26 protein-coding genes are annotated in these 26,476 nt (G+C 41.8%); 24 read left to right on the top strand and 2 right to left on the bottom strand.

Annotation, left to right across the window (positions count from 1 at the left end; translation table 11 throughout):
* A partial coding sequence (locus HMPREF2987_RS03350) for a ZmpA/ZmpB/ZmpC family metallo-endopeptidase (protein ID WP_075229331.1) occupies positions 1 to 3,653 on the top strand: 3,653 nt, incomplete at its 5' end.
* Between the two features lie 149 nt (positions 3,654 to 3,802).
* Here HMPREF2987_RS03350 and HMPREF2987_RS03345 read toward each other — a convergent pair.
* Both HMPREF2987_RS03345 and sstT read right to left on the bottom strand, forming a co-directional pair.
* Positions 3,803 to 4,774: an aromatic acid exporter family protein gene (locus tag HMPREF2987_RS03345; RefSeq protein WP_075229330.1), complete on the bottom strand. Its 972-nt coding sequence runs from the start codon at positions 4,772 to 4,774 to the stop codon at positions 3,803 to 3,805.
* A 63-nt stretch (positions 4,775 to 4,837) separates the two neighbouring features.
* Positions 4,838 to 6,043, bottom strand: a complete 1,206-nt coding sequence (gene sstT / locus HMPREF2987_RS03340) for a serine/threonine transporter SstT (protein WP_075229329.1) — start codon at positions 6,041 to 6,043, stop codon at positions 4,838 to 4,840.
* Positions 6,044 to 6,192: 149 nt separating this feature from the next.
* Here sstT and HMPREF2987_RS03335 point away from each other — a divergent pair, with 149 nt between their 5' ends.
* From HMPREF2987_RS03335 to HMPREF2987_RS03225, 23 genes are all read left to right on the top strand, one after another.
* Complete coding sequence (locus HMPREF2987_RS03335; RefSeq protein WP_075229328.1) at positions 6,193 to 6,759, top strand: mechanosensitive ion channel family protein; 567 nt, start codon at positions 6,193 to 6,195, stop codon at positions 6,757 to 6,759.
* Positions 6,760 to 6,810: 51 nt separating this feature from the next.
* Positions 6,811 to 7,716 carry a magnesium transporter CorA family protein gene (locus tag HMPREF2987_RS03330; RefSeq protein ID WP_049508908.1) on the top strand — a complete coding sequence of 302 codons (906 nt, stop codon included), beginning with the start codon at positions 6,811 to 6,813 and terminating at the stop codon, positions 7,714 to 7,716.
* A 24-nt stretch (positions 7,717 to 7,740) separates the two neighbouring features.
* Entirely contained in the window at positions 7,741 to 8,268 is a 528-nt protein-coding gene (locus HMPREF2987_RS03325) for a YqeG family HAD IIIA-type phosphatase (protein ID WP_075229327.1), read from the top strand.
* A 2-nt stretch (positions 8,269 to 8,270) separates the two neighbouring features.
* On the top strand, positions 8,271 to 9,377 hold the full coding sequence (gene yqeH / locus HMPREF2987_RS03320; protein WP_075229326.1) for a ribosome biogenesis GTPase YqeH: 1,107 nt from the start codon (positions 8,271 to 8,273) through the stop codon (positions 9,375 to 9,377).
* 213 nt (positions 9,378 to 9,590) lie between these two features.
* Positions 9,591 to 9,902 (top strand): ribosome assembly RNA-binding protein YhbY, encoded by a 312-nt coding sequence (yhbY, locus tag HMPREF2987_RS03315; protein ID WP_000060171.1) that lies wholly within the window; start codon positions 9,591 to 9,593, stop codon positions 9,900 to 9,902.
* Between the two features lie 48 nt (positions 9,903 to 9,950).
* Positions 9,951 to 10,580, top strand: coding sequence for a nicotinate-nucleotide adenylyltransferase (locus HMPREF2987_RS03310; protein ID WP_036759262.1), 630 nt, complete (start codon positions 9,951 to 9,953; stop codon positions 10,578 to 10,580).
* Positions 10,580 to 11,173 carry a bis(5'-nucleosyl)-tetraphosphatase (symmetrical) YqeK gene (gene yqeK, locus HMPREF2987_RS03305; RefSeq protein ID WP_075229325.1) on the top strand — a complete coding sequence of 198 codons (594 nt, stop codon included), beginning with the start codon at positions 10,580 to 10,582 and terminating at the stop codon, positions 11,171 to 11,173. Before HMPREF2987_RS03310 ends, yqeK begins: the two co-directional genes overlap by 1 nt.
* Entirely contained in the window at positions 11,174 to 11,674 is a 501-nt protein-coding gene (locus tag HMPREF2987_RS03300; protein WP_075229324.1) for a cysteine hydrolase family protein, read from the top strand.
* A gap of 12 nt (positions 11,675 to 11,686) precedes the next feature.
* Positions 11,687 to 12,037, top strand: coding sequence for a ribosome silencing factor (gene rsfS / locus HMPREF2987_RS03295; RefSeq protein WP_075229323.1), 351 nt, complete (start codon positions 11,687 to 11,689; stop codon positions 12,035 to 12,037).
* Between the two features lie 312 nt (positions 12,038 to 12,349).
* Positions 12,350 to 13,090 (top strand): class I SAM-dependent DNA methyltransferase, encoded by a 741-nt coding sequence (locus HMPREF2987_RS03290; RefSeq protein WP_075229322.1) that lies wholly within the window; start codon positions 12,350 to 12,352, stop codon positions 13,088 to 13,090.
* Between the two features lie 9 nt (positions 13,091 to 13,099).
* The gene (locus tag HMPREF2987_RS03285) at positions 13,100 to 14,197 is read left to right on the top strand and encodes a nucleotidyltransferase (protein ID WP_075229321.1); all 1,098 of its coding nucleotides are present in this window, start codon (positions 13,100 to 13,102) and stop codon (positions 14,195 to 14,197) included.
* A 132-nt stretch (positions 14,198 to 14,329) separates the two neighbouring features.
* On the top strand, positions 14,330 to 14,584 hold the full coding sequence (locus HMPREF2987_RS03280; RefSeq protein ID WP_180364493.1) for a type II toxin-antitoxin system Phd/YefM family antitoxin: 255 nt from the start codon (positions 14,330 to 14,332) through the stop codon (positions 14,582 to 14,584).
* Between the two features lie 3 nt (positions 14,585 to 14,587).
* On the top strand, positions 14,588 to 14,842 hold the full coding sequence (locus HMPREF2987_RS03275; protein WP_075229319.1) for a Txe/YoeB family addiction module toxin: 255 nt from the start codon (positions 14,588 to 14,590) through the stop codon (positions 14,840 to 14,842).
* A gap of 216 nt (positions 14,843 to 15,058) precedes the next feature.
* A complete protein-coding gene (locus tag HMPREF2987_RS03270; RefSeq protein ID WP_075229318.1) occupies positions 15,059 to 16,672 on the top strand; it encodes a ribonuclease Y in 1,614 nt (537 codons plus the stop codon).
* A 136-nt stretch (positions 16,673 to 16,808) separates the two neighbouring features.
* Positions 16,809 to 17,435 (top strand): guanylate kinase, encoded by a 627-nt coding sequence (gene gmk / locus HMPREF2987_RS03265; RefSeq protein WP_000775049.1) that lies wholly within the window; start codon positions 16,809 to 16,811, stop codon positions 17,433 to 17,435.
* Between the two features lie 24 nt (positions 17,436 to 17,459).
* On the top strand, positions 17,460 to 17,774 hold the full coding sequence (rpoZ, locus tag HMPREF2987_RS03260) for a DNA-directed RNA polymerase subunit omega (protein WP_006146546.1): 315 nt from the start codon (positions 17,460 to 17,462) through the stop codon (positions 17,772 to 17,774).
* An 84-nt stretch (positions 17,775 to 17,858) separates the two neighbouring features.
* Positions 17,859 to 20,255, top strand: a complete 2,397-nt coding sequence (locus HMPREF2987_RS03255; RefSeq protein WP_075229317.1) for a primosomal protein N' — start codon at positions 17,859 to 17,861, stop codon at positions 20,253 to 20,255.
* Between the two features lie 12 nt (positions 20,256 to 20,267).
* A complete protein-coding gene (gene fmt, locus HMPREF2987_RS03250) occupies positions 20,268 to 21,203 on the top strand; it encodes a methionyl-tRNA formyltransferase (protein WP_075229316.1) in 936 nt (311 codons plus the stop codon).
* Positions 21,196 to 22,509, top strand: coding sequence for a 16S rRNA (cytosine(967)-C(5))-methyltransferase RsmB (gene rsmB, locus HMPREF2987_RS03245; RefSeq protein WP_075229377.1), 1,314 nt, complete (start codon positions 21,196 to 21,198; stop codon positions 22,507 to 22,509). The genes fmt and rsmB overlap by 8 nt, the downstream gene beginning before the upstream one ends.
* 15 nt (positions 22,510 to 22,524) lie before the next feature.
* Entirely contained in the window at positions 22,525 to 23,265 is a 741-nt protein-coding gene (locus HMPREF2987_RS03240) for a Stp1/IreP family PP2C-type Ser/Thr phosphatase (RefSeq protein WP_075229315.1), read from the top strand.
* Positions 23,262 to 25,145: a Stk1 family PASTA domain-containing Ser/Thr kinase gene (gene pknB / locus HMPREF2987_RS03235; RefSeq protein WP_075229314.1), complete on the top strand. Its 1,884-nt coding sequence runs from the start codon at positions 23,262 to 23,264 to the stop codon at positions 25,143 to 25,145. Before HMPREF2987_RS03240 ends, pknB begins: the two co-directional genes overlap by 4 nt.
* A gap of 86 nt (positions 25,146 to 25,231) precedes the next feature.
* Positions 25,232 to 25,990, top strand: coding sequence for a threonine/serine exporter family protein (locus tag HMPREF2987_RS03230; protein WP_075229313.1), 759 nt, complete (start codon positions 25,232 to 25,234; stop codon positions 25,988 to 25,990).
* 1 nt (position 25,991) lies between these two features.
* A complete protein-coding gene (locus tag HMPREF2987_RS03225) occupies positions 25,992 to 26,441 on the top strand; it encodes a threonine/serine exporter family protein (RefSeq protein ID WP_075229312.1) in 450 nt (149 codons plus the stop codon).
* Positions 26,442 to 26,476: the final 35 nt, after the last annotated feature.

The raw sequence follows: 26,476 nt of genomic DNA, 5'->3' as shown, positions 1-26,476 counted from the left end.
GTAAAGTAGTTTCCAATGAAGTCACCACCTCCCCTGTATCAGAAATTATCGCAGTAGGCACTAAGGTAGAGTCCACCTCAATCCCAAGTGAAGGTGCACCAAGCTTGGTCGAGGTGAAACCAGAGCTTGAAGTTACGACAGAAGCCGTTGCTTATGACACTCTTCATCAGGAAGATCCAGACTTGCTTAAGGGTGAAATCCGCCTTATACAAACAGGAGTAGTAGGCGAGCGTACTATTTTAACCGAGGTTACGACTGTAGATGGCAAGGAAGTCCGCCAAGTCAAATCCAACACTGTAACCTTGGCGCCAGTTACCGAAATCATAGCAGTAGGCACTAAGGTAGAGTCCACCTCAATTCCAAGTGAAGGTGCACCAAGTCTTGTTGAAGAAAAACCAGAATTGGAAGTAACAAGAGAGTCAGTTCCTTATGAGACTATTCGAAAGGAAGACCCAACTTTATCTGACGACCAAGTTAGACTTGTTCAAGCTGGAGTCGATGGTGAACGTACCATCTTAACCGAGGTGACGACACCTAACGGCAAGGAAAGTCGCAAACTGGTTTCTAATGAAATAACAAGAGCCCCGGTTCCAGAAATCATCCTTGTAGGGACCAAAAAAGAGCCTCTGCCTGTACCACAACCAAAAATTGAAACCCAAACAATCCCCTACAAAATAATTTATCAAGCAGATGACAGTCAAGAAGTCGGTTCTAGAAAAACGAAAACACATGGTGTCAATGGACAAGTAGAAACCACTACCCGATATACAAGAGATCAAACAAGCGGCCAGATTATAGAGTCTAGTACATCAAAAACCTTGGTGGAAAAGGTAGATGAGGTTGTTCTAGTTGGGACCAAACCAAGTGTAGAAACAAAGGTCATCGCAAATAGTACGATATATGAAGCGGACCCGACACTTCCTTATCAAACAGAAAAAGTTGCTGTTTCCGGTAAGGAAGGAAGCGAAAAAATGACTACCACCTACCAAGTAGATGCTCAGACAGGTCAGGTTACAGAAAGAGATCACCAAAAAGAGGTAACAGCTCCGATTGATAAGGTAGTGAAAGTTGGGAATGTCGAAACCATCGTGATATCAATTCCAATCAAGGAGGAACGCCGTCAGGATTCAAGACTTGATAAGGATCTTGAAAAAGTAGAAAGCCAGGGCGATTCTGGCGAGACCACCACTACCAGAGTCTATGAAGTAAATTCTCAAACAGGTGAATTGCTATCACACACGGAAACAAGTGCTGTGACAAAAGCAATGAAGCCAAAGGTCATCTTGGTGGGAACCAAAGAAAACAAACCACATCTTCTTCCAGTGAATACGGAGTTAGAAAATGCTATCGATGTACGACCTGCTAGCCAAGGAATGAAGGCTGTGGATTTGCTTTCCAATCCTTACGTAACAAATGCCCTCAGACCAAATATTCTGGGACGAGATGTGATTAGTAAGAAAATTGAACTCAAAAAGACAAATCCTACTATTACAGATGAAGAGGTTAAAGAAGTCCTTCGCAAAGAATATCTAGAGAGATTATCTATTAAAGACGCGCTTGAAGAAACGAAAAAGACCCTAGATACAGACCTTAAAAAAGTTGTAGCCCATAGCTTGAGTGTGCTCGGAAATACAGCTGAAACCAGATCTAAGGTTCGGGCAGATCTAGAAGCTAATAAGGAAAAAATTCTCCTAGGTTTAACCTATATCAATCGTTTCTACAATATTGACTTTGGCAAGACCAACATTCGTGATATTCTTGCCTACAATCCAAGTTCCTTTGGTAAAAAGGTGACATCACTAGAGTGGCTAACATCTCTGGGTTCAATGAGCTATGATGAGATGAAGCTGGTCAATAGTCCACGAACATTTGAAAAATACTTTGGAAAGGTAACCGATAAGTCAACTCTATTAGACTTTCTTGACTATAACCGAACTACCTTTACAAGTATGGATGGCGATACTTGGTTGAAGGATGCTACAAAAGCTATCGTTGTAGAGAAGAAATCTAAAGAAAAAACAGACGAAAATGTAAGTCTCTACACGAAATTAACCTCTGACCCTGCCAAGTATGGGGCAGAACCTCAACAGATTGATAATCGCAAACAATATAACCTGGCTACCCTTCTAGGACTAGTGAATATCAAGGAACCAAGTATCTATGCTATTACAAATATGGCAACCGTTTCTTACGGGAATATCGGAACTTATATGGATAGCTCACTGGCTCAGAGCAATCCTACCCAATATAAGGCTGAATTGGAAAAAGTGAAGGCTATGGTTGAATTGACGGCTGAGCGTCAGGCTGCTTATATTGATACGCTTTATAGAATCACTAAAAAAGACAATCAATCAAAACTAGTAACCAACCGTTTGATTGTGGATACTATGAAAAAGTATACTAGCAAGCAAAATGCAGGCATCAAGGAAATCTGGTCTAAGGAGTTTGGTCCAGAGGCGGATAAGGGAGTTAAGGACTTCATGTCTCCGCTAGGCATGTATTCTCCGCCTCAATCAGTAGGTGCTGAGGCTAATGGGGCTGGTGTGCGCTACTTTATTGATAGGGTTTTGGACGATCGAGGGTCAGCAACCTATTCTCATGAAATGACTCACTTGTTGGATCGTACAGTTCTCTTTAACAATTATGGTCGACGAGATGGTACAGGAGCAGAATTCTATGCACGTGGAATCTTTGAAAACTCCTACACTCCTGAAACGGATAGCTACTTTAACTTGAACTTTGTTTATGATGAGAGTGACAAAGAAAGTTTCTACAACAAAACACCAGAACGCTTTAAATCAGCCACAGATTTGAAAGAATATATGCATGGTAGTTTCGATGTTCTCTATACTTTGGATTATCTAGAAGCTGAGGCAAGTCGAGGATTGTCGGCGTCGGATAAGACAGTCTACTTCAAGCAACTCTTGCCGAGTGCGACAAGTGGTTCAAGAACTCCTGTTTCTTATCCAAATCCATCAGTAAAACCAACCCACCAGAGTGAGGAAATCAAGGCTTTAACTGAGGCGGATGCAAGCAAGCTAGGTGATGTTCATAGTTTGATTGATAATCACATCGTAGTAAATCGCTATATTATCAAGGGATTCACGGCTACAGGTAAAGTAGATGCCAATGGCTATTACACCGTTGATATGTTTGATACGATTTATGGTGTCAACGAAAATGACAAGGGGATGAGTGGCGATATCAGCTTTAGAAAACAAGCCTTTGAACTCATATCAGGTCTTGGTTACTACGAAGGTTTCGTTCCTTATGTCTCTAATCAATACAAGCAAGATGCTGAAAATGAGAATCGTCCCTTGTCAGACCAATACATCTTTGAAAAGATCTTAGCTGGCAAAACCTATGCTCAATTCAAGAAGGAACAAATGGATGAACGGATTGCTAAAATCAGTAAGTTAAAATCGATTACTATTGACTATAAAGGTAAGCAAGAAGAGATTTTCAGTCCTGAACGAATGAAGCAATTGATGGAAGAAGCGGTAAAAGAAGAACTTGCTCAAATCAAAGCAGGAAATATCAGCCAAAAACAATACCGTTTTATTGAAACTCCTGTTCAGAAGTTGAAAAAAGCTATTTACAAGGCATATCTCAAGGAATCAAATGAGTTTAGAAATTCCATCTATACTTCCTAAGAGCAAGATAAGTCAATCATTTAAAAGTTTCATAAGAGTTCATGCCAATTTTGATATTCTGTAAGAATGATTTACTAGTTAGCTAGGTTTAAGACAGAAAAACACCTTTTGAATGGCAAGTTTTTGCGGTTCAAAAGGTGTTTTAGTTATTAAGATAAATCGCTATATTCTTTAGCATAGCGTTGATAGAAGTCAGCTTTCAGTTGGATAAAGTTTTCCAATTCGCGCAGGAGTTGGAGCAAGGTTGCGCGTGTTTCAAATTCTTCTCTTGTTTTTGGGAGCGTGCGATGACGAAAAACTTCAAGATAGCCTTCGATAGCAACTAGCAAATCATCGGCAGGATTGGTCTGGCTGAGTTGATCTGCAATTTTCGCAAAAAGTTGAGCAAGGATCAGGCTTTCACTTGCGGCTAGATTACAGGTGTTGATTTGCTGGGCCATATTGCGAAGAATGCGACTCTGTCTCTGTCTCATTTCAAAATAGTGGATATGGTAATCGGTTTGGTGAAAAAGATGATCCGAATGGTCTAGATAGACGAGTTTGAGCGCTTCTTCGAGGAGTTGGTCCAGTTCTTCAACAAGTTGTGCACGGTTTCGGCCATCACCTTTTCCAAGGTAATATTCAAAACGAAGTAGGATATGCTTGAGTTTTTCTTCTACCTTGAGATGATAGAGATAGATCTCTTTTTGCCGAGAAGGCATATAGAGATTGACAGTCAAGGCAAAGCTGGTACCGATGAGAAATAGGAGGAGTTCATTCGCTAGTAGTTCTGGTGAGGTAGACTCTTGAACTAAGAGATGACTGACCAAGACACTACTAGGGGTAATCCCAATTTCCCAACCGAATTTGTAGGCAAGAGGAACATAGAGGGCGAGATAGAGACCAAAACTCCAAATATGGTAGCCAGTCAGTTGAAAGGACAAGACGCCGATAGACAGAGCTAGCAGGGTTGAGAATAAGCGGTTTTTAGCCAATTTGATCGTACTTCTACGGGTATCTGATAAGCTCAAAAGAGCGATGATACCAGCAGAAACAGCCGAAGATAAATCAAGAAAGTAGGCTAGAACACAGGCTAGACAAGTGGCTAAAACAAGTTTAAAAGTACGTTGAGTGATAGACATGAGACATTTCCTAAACTGAATGATAGAAACCAGACAAAACAAGCCCCAAAAGGCTTGCCTTGATTATTTTTTGCGAGCAGAAGCAAATTCGGCAACTGCTGTAAAGAGCACATCGGTTGAAGAGTTGAGGGCCGTTTCGCAAGAGTCTTGAATAACACCAATAACGAAACCAACACCCACAACCTGCATAGCAATATCGTTGGTAATCCCAAAGAGACTGCAGGCAACTGGGATAAGTAGGAGTGAACCTCCGGCGATTCCTGAAGCCCCACAGGCCGAGATAGCTGCAACGATACTGAGCACAAAGGCAGTTGCAAAATCAACAGAGATTCCAAGTGTATTGACTGCTGCGAGGGTTAAGATGTTGATAGTAATAGCAGCGCCAGCCATATTGATGGTTGATCCAAGTGGGATTGAGACAGAGTAAGTATCAGGATTGAGTCCAAGATCTTTACAGAGTTTCATATTGACTGGGATGTTGGCTGCAGAGCTACGTGTGAAAAAGGCGGTGACACCACTGATACGCAAGCATTTCCAGACTAGAGGATAAGGATTTCTCTTGATAAATAGAAAAGAAATCAGAGGATTGATCACTAGGGCAACGAAAACCATAGTGGCAATCAAAAGTCCGAGTAGGATTCCGTAATTTGCTAAACTAGCGATACCTTGGTCTGAGATGGTTTTGAAGACCAAGCCCAGGATACCAAAGGGCGCAAGGTTAATAATCCATTCGACAATTTTTGAAGTCACACTGGCCATTGTTTTGAGTAGTTCCTTGCTATTTTTGCTAGCTTCTCGCATGGCAACTCCAAAGACGATAGCCCAAGATAAAATTCCAATATAGTTAGCTTCGATGATGGCATTGACAGGATTGTCTACGACTTTTAGTAGGAGATTACTAAGCACTTGACCGATACCATCTGGAGGAGAAACTTCAGTGCTAGCGCTACTTAAGACAATCTGAACAGGAAAGAGAAAGCTGGCCATAACCGCCACAAGAGCCGCAGCAAAAGTTCCAAGTAAATATAGGAAAATGACCGTTCTCATATTACTATCTTGGCCTTTTTGGTGTTGAGAGAGGGCGTTAGCAACGAGGGCAAAGACCAGGATAGGAGCAATAGCCTTAAGACCTCCTACAAATAAATCTCCAAGTAAACCGATTCCGGAGACATTGGGAACGAATAGGCCGAGGATAGCTCCGATGGTCATTCCGATCCCTATTCTTTTGATAAGATTTGTTTTATTCCAAGCACGAATGATTCTTTTCATAGAGGTCTCCTTACTGTGTATTGTTTATGATTATAGTATAAATATGCTTGAAAAGCAAGTTAGTTGTAAATTTACATAAAACAAATGAATATTTATGAAAATAATAGCCTGGTAGATTTATGGTATAATGAAAAGGAAAGGAGTTTTGTATGCAAGAATTTTTTCAACGATATCTGGATAAATTAGATCTGACAACTGTTTTAGAGAATCTCTTGACCAAGGTGATTTCTCTTTTACTTCTCATTCTTCTATTTTACATAGCAAAAAAGTGCCTCCATGTTGCTGTAGGAAAGATTGTTAAACCTTCACTTAAGTTTTCAAATCGTGATGCAGGTAGACAAAAGACCATTTCTCGTTTGCTTGAAAATATTTTCAACTACACACTTTATTTCTTTTTGATTTATTGTATTTTATCCATTCTAGGTTTACCTGTCTCTAGCTTACTTGCAGGTGCAGGGATTGCTGGGGTAGCTATCGGTATGGGAGCACAAGGCTTTCTATCAGACGTCATCAACGGCTTCTTTATTCTCTTTGAACGTCAGTTGGATGTGGGAGATGAGGTTGTTTTGACCAATGGTCCTATTACCGTATCAGGTAAAGTTGTCAGTGTTGGAATTCGGACGACTCAACTGAGAAGTGACGACCAAGCCCTTCACTTTGTTCCTAACCGCAATATTACCGTTGTGAGTAATTTTTCAAGGAAAGAAGAGAACTGAAATTTTACTTGATTTATGGTACAATAGAAAGAGTTTGGTAAAGGAGAAACGATGTTTTTAGATAAGCAGTTAGGGAATGGTTGTACCTGGATTAATCTAGATGTGGAAATCATCAAAAATCTTGAAGACCTATCAGAAATCTATGGATTGGATAAAGAAACCATCGAGTATGCGCTGGATAGAAACGAACGAGCCCACATGGATTATAACCGTGAAAATGGGACAGTGACCTTTATCTACAACGTTCTTGACTTAGAAAGGGACAAGGAATACTATGAAGCCATTCCTATGACCTTTATCGTGGAAAAGCAACGAATGATTACCATCAGCAATCATAAGAATGCTTATGTCATTGATCAGATGCTAGGCTATCTTGAAAATCATGAAATCATTTCAATCTACAAGTTTCTATTTGCCGGTTTAGAGCTTATCAGCAATGCTTATTATCCTGTCATTGAACAGATGGATAAAAGTAAGGATGAAATCAGTGCCTTGTTGCGTCAAACAACCACTAAAAAAAATCTCTTTGCCCTCTCTGACTTGGAAACTGGTATGGTTTACTTGACAGCTGCGGCTAAACAAAATCGCCTCCTCTTGGAGCATATCCAGGGACATGCGCTTTATCGGAACTTTAACGAAGTGGAAAGAGAGCAGTTTGATGATGCTATGATTGAAGCTCATCAGTTGGTGTCTATGACAGATTTGATTTCCCAGGTTTTACAACAACTCTCAGGATCTTACAATAATATCCTAAACAACAATCTGAATGATAATTTGACAACCTTGACCATTATCTCAGTTTTGCTAGCCATTCTTGCAGTCATTACAGGATTTTTCGGAATGAATGTCCCTCTGCCATTTACAGAAGAGCCTAATGCCTGGATATATATTTTAATTGCTAGTTTAATTTTATGGGCAATCTTGGCTCAATATCTAAAGAAAATTGCTAGAAACTAAAAAATAGAAAGAAAAGGAGCCAGAATGGCGATTGAAAATTATATGCCAGATTTTGCTGTGGAAGCAGTTTATGATCTGACAGTTCAAAGCCTGCAGGAGCAGGGAATCAAGGCTGTTTTGGTTGATCTGGATAATACCCTCATTGCTTGGAATAATCCAGATGGAACAGCAGAGATGAAGCAATGGTTACATGATCTCCGAGATGCTGGGATACGTATCATTGTGGTATCTAACAATACTCCCAAACGTGTCAAACGAGCAGTTGAAAAATTTGATATTGACTATGTTTACTGGGCACTGAAGCCCTTTACTTTAGGAATTAACCGTGCCATGAAACATTTCCGCTATGAAAAAGACCAAGTGGTCATGGTTGGCGACCAACTCATGACCGATATCCGAGCAGCCCACCGAGCCGGCATTCGCTCGATTTTGGTCAAACCCTTGGTCCAGCACGACTCTATTAAGACTCAGATTAACCGAGCGCGTGAGCGTCGTGTGATGAGAAAAATCGCTGAAAAGTACGGCCCTATTACTTATAAAAAAGGAATCTAATTATGGAAGAAATTCTCTGTATTGGTTGTGGAGCAACTATTCAGACTACAGATAAGACTGGGCTTGGTTTCACCCCCCAGTCGGCACTTGAAAAAGGTTTGGAGACAGGTGAAGTCTATTGTCAACGCTGTTTCCGTCTGCGTCACTACAATGAAATCACGGATGTCCAGTTAACGGATGATGATTTCCTCAAACTCTTGCACGAGGTAGGAGACAGTGATGCCTTGGTAGTTAATGTCATTGATATCTTTGACTTTAATGGTTCTGTCATCCCAGGTTTACCACGCTTTGTATCGGGCAATGATGTCCTCTTGGTCGGGAATAAAAAAGATATCCTGCCTAAGTCAGTTAAGCCGAGCAAGATTAGCCAGTGGCTCATGGAGCGTGCCCACGAAGAAGGGCTTCGTCCTGTGGATGTTGTACTAACTTCAGCCCAAAACAAACATTCCATTAAGGAAGTCATTGACAAGATCGAGCACTACCGTAAGGGACGTGATGTTTACGTAGTTGGTGTGACCAATGTCGGGAAATCAACCCTTATCAATGCCATCATCCAGGAGATTACGGGTGACCAGAACGTCATCACAACTTCACGCTTCCCAGGGACAACTCTAGATAAGATTGAGATTCCACTTGATGACGGTTCCTATATCTATGATACACCAGGAATTATCCATCGTCATCAGATGGCTCACTACTTGACGGCTAAAAACCTCAAGTATGTCAGTCCTAAAAAGGAAATTAAACCTAAAACCTATCAGCTCAATCCAGAGCAAACCCTATTTTTAGGTGGCTTGGGACGCTTTGATTTCATTGCAGGAGAAAAGCAAGGATTTACAGCTTTCTTTGATAATGAACTCAAACTCCATCGTACCAAGCTAGAAGGAGCGAGTGACTTTTACGATAAGCATCTAGGAACCCTCCTTACACCACCAAATAGCAAGGAAAAAGAAGATTTTCCAAAACTGGTCCAACATGTTTTTACTATCAAGGATAAGACAGACCTCGTTATCTCAGGACTAGGCTGGATCCGTGTAACAGGAACTGCAAAAGTAGCCGTCTGGGCACCAGAAGGCGTCGCCGTCGTCACACGAAAAGCAATTATTTAAACACAGAAAGGAAAGAGTTATCTTTATAAAGGCGAGCATGGCGAGCCCATAGAAGATACTTTTCGCCGTGGTGTTAGTTGGTACAAGTGATTGTACCAACTGCGGAAAATTTGAGACCTTAGGCTCAAATTTTAGTCATGAAAGTCCAGAGGACTTTGCTGACGTCCGTCACCACCTCAGAAAAGTATAAAAAAAAACTCTTTTAAATGAATTATGTCATTAACATCGAAACAACGTGCCTTCCTCAACAGCCAGGCACACACCCTCAAGCCCATCATTCAAATCGGGAAAAATGGACTCAACGACCAAATCAAAACCAGCGTTCGTCAGGCACTTGATGCCCGCGAATTGATCAAGGTTACTCTCTTGCAAAACACAGATGAAAACATCCACGAAGTAGCTGAAATCTTGGAAGAAGAAATCGGTGTGGATACAGTCCAAAAAATCGGTCGTATCTTGATTTTGTATAAGCAATCAAGCAAGAAAGAAAATCGTAAGATTTCTAAAAAAGTTAAAGAAATCTAAAAATATACTCCCAAACTGTTTTTACAGAAAAGTAAAGGAGATTAACCTATGGCAATCGAATTATTAACTCCCTTTACAAAAGTGGAGTTAGAGCCAGAAATCAAGGATAAAAAACGTAAGCAAGTTGGAATCTTAGGGGGAAATTTTAACCCTGTTCACAATGCCCACCTTATCGTGGCAGACCAAGTCCGTCAACAGTTGGGATTGGATCAGGTTCTGCTCATGCCCGAATATCAACCACCTCACGTAGACAAAAAAGAAACCATTCCTGAACACCATCGTCTCAAGATGCTTGAATTGGCAATTGACGGAATCGAAGGTTTAGCTATTGAAACTATTGAGCTAGAGCGCAAGGGAATTTCCTACACCTACGACACCATGAAGATTCTGACAGAGAAGAATCCAGATACAGATTATTACTTTATCATCGGCGCTGACATGGTAGACTATTTACCCAAATGGTATAGAATTGATGAACTGGTCGACCTCGTTCAGTTTGTAGGAGTTCAGCGACCACGATACAAGGCTGGGACTTCCTATCCTGTTATCTGGGTGGATGTGCCTCTCATGGATATTTCATCCAGTATGGTGCGTGATTTCATTGCTCAAGGACGCACCCCTAACTTTCTCCTACCTAAGCCTGTACTAGACTATATTGAGAAAGAAGGGCTTTACTGATGGCATACCAAGACTATATCAACTGTTCGCGTGAAGAATTGTTGGAAAAAATGGCAGAGCTCCTACCTGAAAAACGTCTAACCCATTGTCTGGGTGTAGAGCGCGCAGCTATAGAATTGGCTCAGCGCTTTGGTGTAGATGTTGAAAAAGCAGGTCTAGCAGGTCTCCTTCATGACTATGCTAAAAAGCTGTCAGATCAGGAATTTCTAGACTTGATTGACCGTTATCAATTGGATCCAGACCTCAAAAACTGGGGAAATAATGTCTGGCATGGCATGGTTGGCATCTACAAGATTCAGGAAGATTTAGATTTGAAAGATCCTGAAATTTTGCGAGCTATTGAGATTCATACAGTTGGAGCAAGTCAGATGACAGACCTTGATAAGGTTATCTACGTCGCAGACTATATCGAGCACAATCGTGCCTTTCCAGGGGTGGACCAGGCACGTGAGATTGCTGAGCAATCGCTCAATAAGGCTGTGGCCTACGAAACAGCTCGCACTGTCGAGCATTTAGCTCGCCAGGGATTTCCCATCTATCCCCAAACCCTTGAAACCTATAACGCCTATGTGCACTATTTGAAAGAGAATTAAATGAAGACTGCTTTTATCATTATTGATGTACAAAATATTTTAGTGGAAACAGGTTTTAAGACAGATAGTCTATTGGAAAAAATTTCTTATTTACAAAACCAAGCTAGAAGTAAGAATATCGAAATTATCTATGTTCAACATATTGAGAACCCTGAAGCCCAAATATCAGAAGATTGGCAGTTATCTGAGCTTTTAAATCGAAAACCTGATGAAAAGGTCTTTCAGAAGAAGTATAATAGTATTTTCAAAGAAACTGGCTTAAGAGAATACTTGGATAAACAGGGAATTGAAAAATTAGTTTTATGTGGTATGCAGACTGAATATTGTGTGGATACCTCTGTCAAGGTTGCTTTTGAATATGGCTATCAGCTTATTATTCCAGAAGGAACTTGCACAACGTTTGATGGGAAAGACATTCCAGCTGAAACGATAAATAAATTCTATGAGGGCATTTGGGAGGGGCGCTTTGCAGATGTCCTAGATTACAAACATATTTTCTAGAAAGAGGATTAAATGAACGAAAAAGAATTACTAGAACTAGTCGTGAAAGCGGCTGATGAGAAACGTGCTGAGGACATCCTCGCACTTGACGTACAAGATTTGACTAGTGTGACAGACTACTTTGTTATCACTAGCTCAATGAATAGCCGTCAGTTGGATGCTATCGCTGATAATATCCGTGAAAAAGTAGCCCAAGCAGGCTTTAAAGGTAGTCATGTCGAAGGCGATGCGGCTGGAGGCTGGGTCCTATTAGACCTCGGTGGTGTCGTAGTGCATATCTTCTCAGAAGAAATGCGTGCCCACTATAACCTCGAAAAACTATGGCATGAGGCAAATTCTGTAGATTTATCTGAAACTTTATAGTCTTTTCCTTTATCTTTTATTACGGCATTAACTCATTTTGCCTAACTCTAGTTATGCCTGCAATTCGTTGCCTAGTACTAAAAGCAAACGAAGAGACTATAGCGTTACAATTGAACTCAGTTGTAGTCAACTGGGTTTCTTTGCTTATTTTAAAAGAAATTGATGGAAAGGTGAGGGCGTCGTGTTTTGTTCATCTCGAAACTGAACACGAGCTAAAAGCTGCGAGAAAAAAATAAACTTCCTTTGTATCTGACCATACAGCAGAAAGTTTCCTATTTTCTCCTTGCTTTTAACGCTCTTTGTATCTTAATTATGGCAACTTATGAAACCTTTGCGGCTGTTTACGATGCTGTGATGGACGATAGTTTATACGATAAATGGACGGATTTTTCCCTCCGGCATTTGCCCAAGACTAAGGAGAGAAAGAAACTCTTGGAGCTGGCTTGTGGAACAGGAATTCAATCAGTGCGCTTCTCTCAGGCTGGTTTTGATGTGACTGGACTTGATTTGAGTGCGGATATGTTGAAGATTGCTGAGAAGAGAGCTTCTTCAGCCAAGCAAAAGATTGATTTTATGGAAGGCAATATGCTGGATTTGTCCAAGGCAGGGAAATTCGATTTTGTCACATGTTATTCGGACTCAATCTGCTACATGCAGGATGAGGTGGAAGTAGGGGATGTCTTTAAAGAAGTCTATAATGCTCTCAATGAGGACGGGGTCTTTATCTTTGATGTGCATTCGACCTACCAGACAGATGAAGTCTTCCCAGGCTATTCCTACCATGAAAATGCAGAAGACTTTGCCATGCTTTGGGATACCTACGAGGACGATGCTCCTCACTCTATTGTGCATGAGCTGACCTTCTTTATCAAGGAAGCGGATGATTCCTTTAGTCGTCACGATGAAGTGCATGAGGAACGGACTTACGAGGTCTTGACCTATGATATCTTGCTGGAACAGGCTGGTTTTAAGTCCTTCAAACTTTATGCTGACTTTGAGGATAAGGAGCCTACAGAGACCAGTACTCGTTGGTTTTTCGTCGCGCAGAAGTAGGAGAACATCATGACCATTACAGGTATTATCGCAGAGTTCAATCCTTTTCATAATGGCCACAAATACCTGCTAAAACAGGCAGATGAGCTGAAAATCGTTGCCATGTCTGGAAATTTCATGCAACGAGGAGAGCCGGCTATCGTTGACAAGTGGACACGGGCTCAAATGGCACTAGAGAATGGAGCGGACTTAGTTGTAGAATTGCCTTTTTTAGTCAGTGTTCAGGCAGCGGATTTCTTTGGGCAAGGAGCAGTAGATATCTTGGCACGGTTGGGGATTGATAGCCTAGCTTTTGGGACAGAGGAAGTTCTAGATTACCAGAAAATTGCTGACCTGTACACGGAGCAAGGTGCTGAGATGGAGAATTTTGTGGACAATCTACCTGATTCACTCTCCTACCCTCAGAAAACCCAGGCCATGTGGAAGGAATTTGCAGGTCTTGATTTTTCGGGTGATACGCCCAATCATGTCTTAGCTCTTGCCTACGCCAAGGCAGTTGCTGGAAGAGATATCAAACTTCATCCAATCAAGCGTCAGGGGGCAGGCTATCATTCTGTGGACAAGGATGTTGACTTTGCTTCGGCGACAGCTATCCGACAGCATCAATCAGACCAAGATTTCTTAGAACGTTTTATGCCAACTGTTGAGCTCTTTGAAAATGCTAGTAAGGTGAGTTGGGATAATTATTTTCCACTTTTACGCTATCAAATCTTGTCAAATCTAGATTTAAGTACTATTTATCAGGTCAATCAGGAAATGGCAGTGCGTATTAAGGAAGCCATCAAAATAGCAAAATCTATTGAGGAATTGGTTGAGTTAGTGGCTACCAAACGCTACACCAAAGCGCGTGTGCGACGCCTCTTGATCTATATCTTGGTGCAGGCTAGAGAAAGTGACCTGCCAGAAGGTATTCACGTCCTTGGTTTTACCGAAAAAGGCAGACAACACCTTAAAGGTTTGAAAGATCAAATCCAGCTAGTTAGCCGAATCGGCAAAGAACCCTGGGATGCCATGACCCAAAAGGCAGACCAAATTTATCAACTGGGACACCCAAGTATCGCAGAACAAAATTTTGGTCGAGTGCCAATTAAAATCGAATCAAACTAAGTCTACTGAAAGGTAGGCTTTTTTTGGTCTTTTTCGAATAACTAGATAGAAAAGAAAAAACTTGTACAAGTTCCTGACAATTTTTTTCTTTTCGTGTATAATAGATGAAAAGAGGTAAAACGAGGTATGGTTATGGAAGCAGTTCTTTACTCAACATTCCGAAATCATTTAAAAGACTACATGAAGAAGGTAAACGATGAGTTTGAACCTTTGACAGTAGTTAATAAAAATCCTGATGAGGACATTGTAGTCCTTTCAAAGAGCGAGTGGGATAGTATTCAAGAAACCTTGAGAATTGCTCAGAATAAGGAGCTTTCTGACAAGGTCTTGCGAGGAATATCCCAAGTTCGTGCGGGACACACTCAGGTGCATGTGATTGAGGAGTGAGGAATGCTGCTCAAGTTCACAGAAGATGCCTGGGCGGATTATTGCTACTGGCAAACTCAGGACAAGAAAACATTAAAAAGAATCAGCAAACTAATCAAGGATATTCAACGTGATCCATTTACAGGAATTGGTAAACCAGAACCACTCAAGTATGACTATCAAGGAGCTTGGTCACGGCGTATTGACGCAGAAAATCGCTTGATTTACATGATGGATGGAGATAGCATCGCTTTCTTGTCCTTCAAAGATCATTATTAAGTCTACTGAAAGGTGGGCTTTTTCTAATTTGTGTGTAAAAAAATTCTTAAAAAATTTGGTTAGTAACAATAGCCTAGTTTATCAGGGGAAATAAGGATTTTAATCTCTGAAATAACCAAAACAACTTCAAATTAAGGTTTGTTAAAAATCAATTTTTATGGTAAAATGTATAAGAATGTATGTCATTCGGATTAACAAATTTAATGAGGTAAAAACATGGAAATCATGACAATTGCGATTGTTGTTTTTGCCGTCATCATTGGTTTAGTCATTGGATATGTCAGCATCTCAGTCAAGATGAAATCATCACAAGAGGCTGCAGAGTTGATGCTTTTAAATGCTGAACAAGAAGCAACTAATTTACGAGGACAAGCAGAGCGCGAAGCGGATTTATTAATCAATGAAGCTAAGAGCGAAAGCAAATCCCTTAAAAAAGAAGCACTATTGGAGGCTAAAGAGGAAGCCAGAAAATACCGTGAAGAAGTGGACGCTGAATTTAAGTCAGAACGTCAAGAACTCAAGCAAATCGAAAGTCGTTTGACGGAGAGAGCTACGAGCCTTGATCGTAAAGATGACAATTTGACGAACAAAGAAAAAACACTTGAACAAAAAGAACAAAGTATTTCTGATAGAGCAAAAAACCTTGATGTACGTGAAGAACAACTAGAAGAAATTGAGAAACAAAAGCAAGACGAATTAGAGCGTATCGGAACTCTAACTCAGTCGGAAGCAAAAGACATTATCTTGGCTCAGACAGAGGAAAACTTAACTAAGGAAATTGCTGGTCGTATTCGTGAGGCTGAGCAAGAAGTTAAGGAACGTTCAGATAAGCTGGCTAAGGATATCTTGGCTCAAGCCATGCAGAGAATTGCTGGTGAGTATGTGGCTGAGTCTACTAACTCTACGGTTCATCTGCCTGATGATACCATGAAAGGTCGCATCATTGGTCGTGAAGGGCGTAACATCCGTACTTTTGAAAGTTTGACAGGGGTTGATGTCATCATTGATGATACGCCAGAAGTGGTAACCTTGTCAGGTTTTGATCCTATCCGTCGCGAGATTGCCCGTATGACGATGGAAACCTTACTTAAGGATGGACGAATTCACCCAGCTCGTATCGAAGAGTTGGTTGAAAAAAATCGTCAAGAGATTGATAACAAGATTCGTGAATATGGTGAAGCTGCAGCCTATGAAATTGGTGCACCGAACCTTCACCCTGACTTGATGAAGATTATGGGTCGCTTGCAGTTCCGTACTTCATATGGACAAAATGTCTTGCGTCACTCGATTGAAGTGGCTAAGTTAGCTGGTATCATGGCTAGCGAACTTGGTGAAAATGCTACACTTGCCCGTCGTGCTGGATTCCTTCACGATATCGGGAAAGCCATTGACCGTGAAGTAGAAGGTAGCCACGTTGAGATTGGTACGGAGTTGGCTCGCAAGTACAAGGAACACCCAGTTGTGGTCAATACTATTGCCAGTCACCACGGAGATGTAGAACCTGAAAGTGTGATTGCAGTTATCGTTGCTGCAGCGGATGCCTTAAGCGCAGCCCGTCCAGGAGCTCGTAGTGAGTCACTCGAAAGCTACATCAAACGTCTCCATGATTTAGAGGAAATTGCTAATAGCTTTGAAGGTGTTCAAAATAGTTTTGCCCTTCAAGCAGGTCGTGAAATCCGCATCATGGTAAACCCAGGTCAAATCAAGGACGACAAGGTCACAATCTTGGCTCACAAAGTTCGTGAGAAAATCGAAAACAATCTCGATTACCCAGGAAATATCAAGGTAACCGTGATTCGTGAACTTCGTGCAGTTGATTATGCAAAATAAATAAGAAAGAGCAGTTGAAAAATTACTGCTTTTTTGTTACACTAGATAGAAAGATTGTAGTGAGCAGAAATGGCTTTAGACATATAATCTTACGGAAATTTTCAAGTCATTTCACAAACTATATAAAGGAGACATAATGGCAGACCGAGGCTTACTAATCGTTTTTTCAGGTCCTTCTGGAGTTGGAAAAGGAACGGTTAGACGAGAAATTTTTGAGAGTTCTGAAAATCAATTTCAATATTCAGTATCTATGACAACACGGGCACAACGTCCAGGCGAAGTAGATGGTGTTGATTATTTCTTCCGTACACGGGAGGAATTTGAAGAGTTGATCCGTCAAGGGCAAATGTTAGAGTATGCAGAGTATGTAGGCAACTACTACGGAACTCCTCTGACCTATGTCAATGAAACTCTTGATAAGGGAATCGATGTCTTCCTTGAAATTGAAGTGCAGGGAGCTCTCCAGGTTAAGAAAAAAGTTCCAGATGCGGTCTTTATCTTTTTAACACCACCAGATTTGGAAGAATTGCAAGACCGTCTCGTTGGCCGAGGTACAGATAGTGCAGAAGTGATTGCTCAGCGTATCGAAAAAGCCAAGGAAGAAATTGCTTTGATGCGTGAGTATGACTACGCTATTGTCAATGACCATGTTCCTCTTGCCGCAGAACGTGTTAAACGTGTCATTGAAGCTGAACATTTCCGTGTAGACCGCGTGATCGGTCATTATCAGGATATGCTACCAAAGTCTCCGACTATTCGATAAAATTTAGAAAACAGGTACAAACAAATGATGTTAAAACCCTCTATTGATACCTTGCTTGACAAGGTGCCATCAAAATATTCACTCGTCATCTTGGAAGCAAAGCGTGCTCATGAATTAGAAGCTGGAGCACCTGCTACTCAAGAATTCAAATCTGAAAAATCAACTCTTCGTGCCTTGGAAGAAATTGAATCAGGGAATGTAACCATCCACCCAGATCCAGAAGGAAAACGCGAAGCTGTTCGTCGTCGTATCGAAGAAGAAAGACGATTGAAAGAAGAAGAAGAAAAGAAAATTAAAGAGCAAATCGCGAAAGAAAAAGAAGAAGGTGAAAAAATTTAAGGTTGGGGGGACTCAATCTTATTTTTTCTATTGCAAGAATACTCAATCAATTAAAAGGATTTAAGAAGAGAAGGAGGTGAGGATATGGCTATTGCAAAAATCATTGTGGATGTTCCCTTGATGCAGACAGACCAGCCCTATAGCTACAAGATTCCAGAGGAATTTGAAGAGATGCTGGAAGTTGGCATGCGAGTTCATGTACCTTTTGGGAAGGCCAATCGCTTGATTCAGGGAATTGTTCTTGGGTTGGAGTCTCAATCTGATGCAGATGTGGCAGACGAGGACTTAAAAGAAATTGCCGAGGTGCTGGACTTTTCTCCTGTTTTAACAGAGGAACAACTCTGGTTGGCCGAAGAACTACGTAAGTCAGTTTTTTCATACAAGATTTCTATTCTTAAAGCCATGCTTCCAGGATTTTTGAATTCTAGCTATGATAAGATCCTCTATCCTCTGGAAGGCTTGAGTCAGAAAGATAGAGACCGTTTGTTTGGTTCGCAGGAGTCTCTAGCATTTTCATCTCTTGACCTAGAAAAGCAAGCTGAGATGATGCGTTTGACCCGAAAAGGGATCTTGAAGCTAGAGTATCAGGCTGTGGATCAGAAGAAAGTTAAGACGCAGTCTTGGGTTGAAGTTCATCTTGAACAGTTAGAAAAGCTAGAAATCTCAAATCGCGCCAAGAAGAAATTGCAACTGCGAGAATATTTATTAGTACATCCTGAAACAGTTCCTTTAGCTGATTTGTTAGAACATTACTCACGGGAACAAGTCAATTTCTTTGTGGAACAGGGGGCTTTGACGATTCTTCAAAAGGAAGTTCAACGCTCAGCCGCCTACTTTGAAGGAATCGAGTCAAATCAAGCCTTAGAGTTAAACCCAGAGCAAAAACAAGCCTGTGAGGCGGTTGTTGGAGCGATTGGGAAGCAATATCCTCCCTTTCTTCTACAAGGAATCACTGGAAGTGGGAAAACCGAGGTTTATCTGCAGATTATCCAAGGTGCCCTGGATATGGGAAAAACAGCGATTGTTCTAGTGCCAGAGATTTCTCTCACACCTCAAATGACGGAGCGTTTTATTGCTCGTTTCGGTGATAAAGTAGCCATTCTTCACTCAGGCTTGTCCAATGGTGAAAAGTATGATGAGTGGCGCAAGGTGGAGCGTGGAGATGCTCAGGTAGTTGTAGGGGCCAGGTCTGCTATTTTTGCGCCTTTAAAAAATCTAGGTGTTATCATTATCGATGAAGAGCATGAGGCCAGCTACAAGCAAGATAGCAATCCGCGTTATCATGCTAGGGATGTGGCTCTTTTACGAGCCCAGTACAATCAAGCAGCATTAGTCCTTGGTTCTGCAACACCGAGTCTAGAAAGTCGTGCGCGTGCTGGTAAGGGTGTTTATCAGCATCTACGCCTGACGCAACGGGCCAATCCTTTAGCAAGCATTCCTGAAGTGCAACTGATTGACTTCCGTGATTATATTGGGCAAAATGAAACGTCCAACTTTACACCACCACTGATTGAGGCAATTCAAGATCGACTGGATAAAAAAGAGCAGGTTGTTCTCATGCTCAATCGCCGTGGCTATTCTAGCTTTGTTATGTGCCGAGAATGTGGGACCGTTGATACCTGTCCAAACTGCGATATTTCCTTGACGCTGCACATGGATACTAAGACTATGAATTGTCATTATTGTGGTTTTTCTAAGGAAATTCCTCATGTTTGTCCAAACTGTCAAAGTCGTAGTATTCGTTACTATGGAACAGGAACTCAGAAAGCCTACGATGAGCTAGCTGAACTCTTTCCAGAGGCACGTATTCTGCGCATGGATGTGGATACAACTCGCAAAAAAGGTAGTCACCAAGCACTTCTTGAGCAGTTTGGCAAGGGTGAAGCGGATATTCTTCTGGGAACCCAGATGATTGCCAAGGGCTTGGATTTTCCAAATGTGACCCTTGTCGGAGTTCTCAATGCGGACACAGCCTTGAACCTGCCTGATTTCCGTTCTTCTGAGAGAACTTTCCAACTCTTGACCCAGGTGGCAGGACGAGCAGGAAGAGCTGAAAAAGCTGGGCAGGTCTTGATCCAGTCTTACAATCCTCAGCACTATGCTATTCGCTTTGCCAAGGATCAGGACTATGAAGGATTTTATGCCTATGAAATGGGCATCAGACGTCAGTTGGGTTATCCACCTTATTATTTCACTATTGGAATCACCTTATCTCATAAAAAAGAAGAAGAGGTTCTTAGACGTGCTTATCAAGTAATGGGGATTTTGCGATCAGGTTTATCGGATGCTAGTATTATCCTTGGACCAACACCAAAACCTATCGCTCGCACTCATAACCTCTATCATTACCAAATTTTGATTAAATACCGTTTAGAAGATGAGCTTGGCCCAACACTTAACCAAGTTTTGGCCTTGACTCAAGAACGGGAAAATAGCGAACTTCGTCTCAGTATTGACCACGAACCGCAACAATTTTTATAAGAAGGAGAAGATATGACAAAACTAATATTTATGGGAACGCCTGAATTTTCAGCGACTGTTTTAAAGGGACTTTTGACAGATGACCGCTACGAGATTATTGCAGTTGTAACTCAGCCAGACCGTGCGGTTGGACGTAAAAAAGTCATCCAAGAAACCCCAGTCAAACAAGCAGCCAAAGAGGCAGGACTTCCTATTTACCAACCCGAAAAATTATCGGGTAGTCCAGAGATGGAAGCTATTATGAATTTGGGCGCTAATGGGATTGTAACAGCCGCTTTTGGACAATTTCTCCCAAGTAAGCTTCTTGATAGCATGGATTTTGCGGTAAACGTTCATGCTTCGCTCCTTCCTAAACACCGTGGGGGGGCTCCTATTCATTATGCCTTGATTCAGGGTGATGAGGAGGCAGGAGTGACCATTATGGAAATGGTCAAGGAAATGGATGCAGGAGACATGATTTCTCGTCGCAGTATTCCCATTACTGATGAGGACAATGTTGGAACTTTGTTTGAAAAATTGGCGGTTGTTGGTCGTGATTTGCTTTTGGATACTTTGCCTGCTTATATAGCTGGTGAAATTCAGCCTCAACCGCAAGATCCAAGCCAAGTAACTTTCTCGCCAAATATTAAACCAGAGGAAGAAAAACTAGACTGGACTAAAAGCAATCGTCAACTCTTCAACCAAATCCGTGGGATGAATCCATGGCCAGTTGCCCACACCTTCCTCAAAGGAGAACGCTTCAAAATCTATGAAGCACTCCCTGTAGAAGGTCAGGGCAATCCAGGTGAGATTCTTTCCATCGGTAAGAAGGAATTGATTGTCGCAACAGCAGAAGGAGCCCTGTCTTTCAAACAGGTTCAACCAGCAGGAAAACCTAAGATGGACATTGCTTCCTTCCTCAACGGTGTGGGACGAACTTTGGCAGTAGGAGAACGATTTGGTGACTAAAGTAGAAACGGCTAGAAACTTAGCCTTAAAGGTGCTAGAGGATGTCTTTGTCAATCAAGCCTACTCAAATATTGCCTTAAATAAACACTTCAAGGGAAGTCAACTGTCAGCAACAGACAAAGGTTTGGTGACAGAACTTGTTTACGGGACTGTAGCCCGTAAACTAACTTTGGAATGGTACTTGTCTCATTTTATCCAAGATAGGGAGAAGCTAGATAGCTGGCTCTATGTTCTGCTTCTCATGAGCGTCTATCAACTCCAATATTTGGATAAGCTTCCTGACCATGCAGTGGTCAATGAGGCAGTGGAAATTGCAAAATCTCGTAAGAAGGGTAGTGAAAAACTGGTCAATGCTGTTCTTCGTCGTATTTTGCGTGAGGGCTTGCCAGATATTGCCAGTATCAAGCGTAAAAATAAGCGTGATTCCATTGCCTACTCTTTACCAGTTTGGTTGATTTCGAAACTCAAGGAAGAGTATGGAGAAGAGCGAGCTCAAGCTATTTTTGGAAGTCTATTGCAACGGAATAAAGCCAGTATCCGTGTGACCGATTTGAGCCGAAAAGAGGAAATCAAAGCTTTGCTTGGTGCAAGTGATTCTCTTTTATCTCCTGCTGGTCTGGTCAAGGAGCAGGGGCACTTTGCAGGCCATGATTTGTTTGCTGAAGGTGCTATTACTATCCAGGATGAGTCAAGTCAACTGGTTGCACCGACACTAGATCTACAAGGCGACGAGCAGGTTTTGGATGCCTGTGCAGCTCCAGGTGGGAAAACAGCCCATATTGCCTCTTACCTATCGACAGGTCAGGTAACGGCTCTAGATCTCTATGATCATAAACTCAATTTGATTCAAGAAAATGCTCAGCGTTTAGGCGTAGCAGACCGTGTCCAAACGCAAAAATTGGATGCTCGAAAAGTGCATGAATTTTTTGGCAAGGATCAATTTGATAAGATTCTTGTTGATGCCCCTTGTTCAGGGATTGGTCTATTGCGTCGAAAACCAGACATCAAATACAACAAAGACACTGCTGATTTCGCGTCATTACAGGAAATTCAGCTGGAAATATTAGGTAGTGTTTGTCAAACACTACGAAAAGGTGGTATAATAACCTATAGTACCTGCACTATTGTCTCGGAAGAGAACTTTCAAGTGGTTCAAGCATTTTTAGAAAGTCATCCCGAGTTCGAGCAGGTTAAACTAGATCACGAATGCAAGGATATTCTAAAAGATGGCTGTATCCTTATTACTCCAGAATTATACGGAAGTGATGGATTCTTCATCAGCCAATTTCGTAAGATATCCAATTAGGAAGGAACTGACACAATGGAGATTTCATTATTAACAGATGTGGGTCAGAAGCGTACAAATAATCAAGACTATGTCAATCTTTTTGTCAACCGTGCCGGTCGCACGATGATCATCTTGGCTGATGGGATGGGAGGTCATCGCGCAGGAAATATTGCTAGCGAAATGGCTGTGACTGACTTGGGTGTGTCATGGGTAGATACCCAGATCGACACCGTTAATGAAGTTCGCGAATGGTTTGCCCACCATCTAGAAGTTGAAAATCAAAAGATTTATCAACTAGGACGAGATGAAGCCTACAAGGGAATGGGGACAACCCTCGAAGCTCTTGCGGTTATCGGAAATCAGGCAATTTATGCCCATATCGGAGATTCTAGAATCGGTCTCATTCGAGGGGAAGAGTACCGTCAACTGACAAGTGATCATTCCTTGGTTAACGAATTGCTCAAGGCAGGTCAACTGACACCAGAAGAGGCAGAAGCGCATCCACAAAAAAATATTATCACCCAATCTATCGGACAAAAAGACGAAATTCAACCTGACTTAGGAATTGTCAGTTTGGAAGCAGGAGACTATCTCTTGCTCAATAGCGATGGTCTGACAAATATGATTTCAGCTAGTGAAATCTGTGATATTGTCACAAGTGATATCTCACTTGATGATAAAGCGGCGACCTTGATTCGTTTTGCTAACAATGCTGGTGGCCTTGATAATATTACAGTTGCCCTTGTTTCGATTGAGGAGGAGGCGGCACAATGATCCAGATCGGCAAGATTTTTGCCGGGCGGTATCGGATTGTCAAACAAATTGGCCGTGGAGGTATGGCGGATGTCTACCTGGCCAAGGATTTGATTTTAGACGGGGAAGAGGTAGCTGTAAAGGTCCTAAGGACTAACTACCAGACTGACCCGATTGCTGTTGCTCGTTTTCAGCGTGAAGCGCGTGCAATGGCTGACTTAGATCATCCCCATATCGTTCGGATAACGGATATCGGCGAAGAGGACGGTCAACAGTACCTGGCTATGGAATATGTAGCCGGTCTTGATCTCAAGCGCTATATCAAAGAACACTATCCCCTATCAAATGAAGAAGCTGTCCGTATTATGGGTCAGATTCTCTTAGCGATGCGCTTAGCGCACACTAAAGGTATTGTCCATCGTGACTTAAAACCTCAAAACATTCTTTTAACTCCGGATGGGACGGCCAAGGTAACGGACTTTGGAATTGCCGTAGCCTTTGCAGAGACCAGTCTGACTCAGACCAACTCTATGTTGGGTTCTGTGCATTACTTGTCACCTGAGCAGGCTCGTGGTTCTAAAGCAACGGTCCAAAGTGACATCTATGCCATGGGGATTATCTTCTATGAAATGCTGACAGGACATATCCCATATGATGGCGATAGTGCAGTAACCATCGCCCTCCAGCATTTCCAGAAACCACTGCCGTCAGTTATCGCTGAAAACCCATCTGTTCCTCAAGCTTTGGAGAATGTGGTTATCAAGGCAACGGCTAAGAAATTGACTGATCGATACCAGTCGGTTTCAGAGATGTATGTTGATTTATCTAGCAGTCTATCTTATAACCGCAGAAATGAACCTAAACTTGTTTTTGATGATGCTAGTAAGGCAGATACCAAGACCTTGCCAAAAGTTCCTCAGACAACCTTAACATCGATTCCAAAGGTTCAACCACAGCCAGAAATTTCTCAGACTGCTAGAGTCAATCCAGAGGTTGCTGCGAAAGAGCCGCTGGAAAAACCAGTGAAAAAACGTCGCTTTAAGGCACGTTATCTAGTTCTCTTGGCAAGCTTCGTATTGGTCCTGGCTTCCCTTGTCTGGATTTTATCCAGAACACCAGCTACCATTGATATTCCAAATGTAGCAGGTCAAACAGTTGCTGAGGCCAAGGAAACCTTGAAGAAAGCAAACTTTGAAGTTGGTGATGAAAAAACTGAGGCAAGCGAAACAGTGGAGAAAGGTCGTGTCATTCGCACGGATCCTGAGGCAGGTAGTAGCCGTAAAGAGGGAAGTAAGATTAATCTGATTATTTCAACTGGTAAGCAATCCTTTAAGATTGGTGATTACATTGGTAAGAAATCTACAGATGTCATTGCTAAGTTGAAGGAGAACAAAGTTCCCGAAAATCTGATTAAGATTGAGGAAGAAGAGACCAGTGAATGGGAACCAGGGGTGATTTTTAAACAAAGTCTCTCAGAAGGTACGACCTATGATCTCACCAAAGCGACCCCTATTGTTTTGACTGTTGCTAAAAAGGTGACAACTGTTTCTATGCCAGGCTACATTGGTTCAAGTCTTGAATTTACAAAGAACAACTTGATTCAAATTGTAGGTGTGAAGGAGGCTAATATCGAGGTAGTAGAGGTGACGACAGCACCTGAGGGAACTGCCGAAGAAACCGTTTTGGATCAAAGTCCAAAACCAGGTGAAAAAATAGACTTAAGTACAACTCGTATTAAGATTTCTATTTATAAACCGAAAACACCACCATCATCATCTTCTGTCCCATCTTCAAGCCAGCGCAATACTAATAGAACGGACAATACAGTGCCATCACAAGGTCCAACAACACCATCTTCGTCTTCGCAAACTCATGTGGACGAACATAGCACAAATAACTAACCAATCTTTGTCACAGTTTTTGTGACAAAGATTTTTTTTCCTTCAAATTTGTGATAAAATAAAAGAAGCTTATCAAGGAGGGAAATATGGACGAATCAAAAAAACTGAATGCAGTTATTGATGTCATTATGCTTGCAGGAACGATTCTGCTTCGCAATGGCTCTGAGATCCATCGTGTCGAGGATACTATGATTCGTATTGCGCACTCGCAAGGCATTATGGATTGCAATGTCCTAGCTATGCCTGCAGCCATTTTCTTCTCTATTGAAAATACCAATATCTCTCGTATGAAGCGGGTTACTTCCTCTTCCTATAATATTGAAAAGGTTTGTGATGTCAATCAGATTTCACGCCAGATCGTGGCTGGCCAGCTTAATTTAGAGGCAGCTTTCATTGAGCTGAAGGAATTAAATACAAAACCTTCTCCCTATACCAATGTCCAGTTAACAGTGGCAGCGACTCTGAGTGCTCCATTTTTCTCCATCATGTTTGGGGGAAATCCTTACGATGCGATTGGGGCAGGAGTGGCGACCTTGTTTGCCTTCACCTGTTCGCTCTATGTCGAAAAATTTATCCGTATTCCCTTTATGACAGCTTTTGCAGGGGCCTTCGTCTTTGGCTTGATTGCACAATTCTGGGCGCGTTATTCAGGTTTACCATCGACAGCTGATTTGGTTATTGCTGGCGCGGTCATGCCCTTTGTGCCAGGGATTGCCTTGACCAATGCTGTAAGAGATATTATGACCAACCACATCAACTCTGGTATGAGCAAGATGTTTGAATCCTTGCTGATTACCCTAGCTTTAGGGGCTGGAACATCAGTCGCCCTCGTACTAATGAACTAATATGACACTAACAACATTTTTATTGCAAGCTCTGGCAAGTTTGCTTGCCATTATCACGTTTTTAATCGTTTTAAATGTCCAACGTTCCATGCTTATTCCCGGCGGTGTTTTGGGAATGTTCATCTGGCTACTTTATTTGCTCCTCAAGGAGCCGACAAATGTGATTATGGCGACCTTTATTGCTGCTGTGATTGGTTCTTGTCTTAGCCAGATTATGAGTATTATCTATAAAACACCAGCAGTTGTCTTTGCTCTTGCTACCTTGGCGCCTCTAGTGCCAGGATATCTGTCCTATCGAACGACTTCATTTTTTGTGACAGGCGACTATAGAAACGCCATTGCCAGTGCAATGTTGGTGATGATGTTGGCTCTTGTTATCTCTATAGGAATGGCGAGTGGAACGGTTGTCCTCAAATTGTACTATCATCTTAAAAAGAATCGGGCTGCTTAAGACTCGATTTTTTTGTGCTGATCGGTTTATGCTAG

This window comes from Streptococcus sp. HMSC067H01 (assembly GCF_001814775.1).
GTDB lineage: Bacteria > Bacillota > Bacilli > Lactobacillales > Streptococcaceae > Streptococcus.
This window is presented reverse-complemented; position numbering and strand designations above follow the sequence as displayed.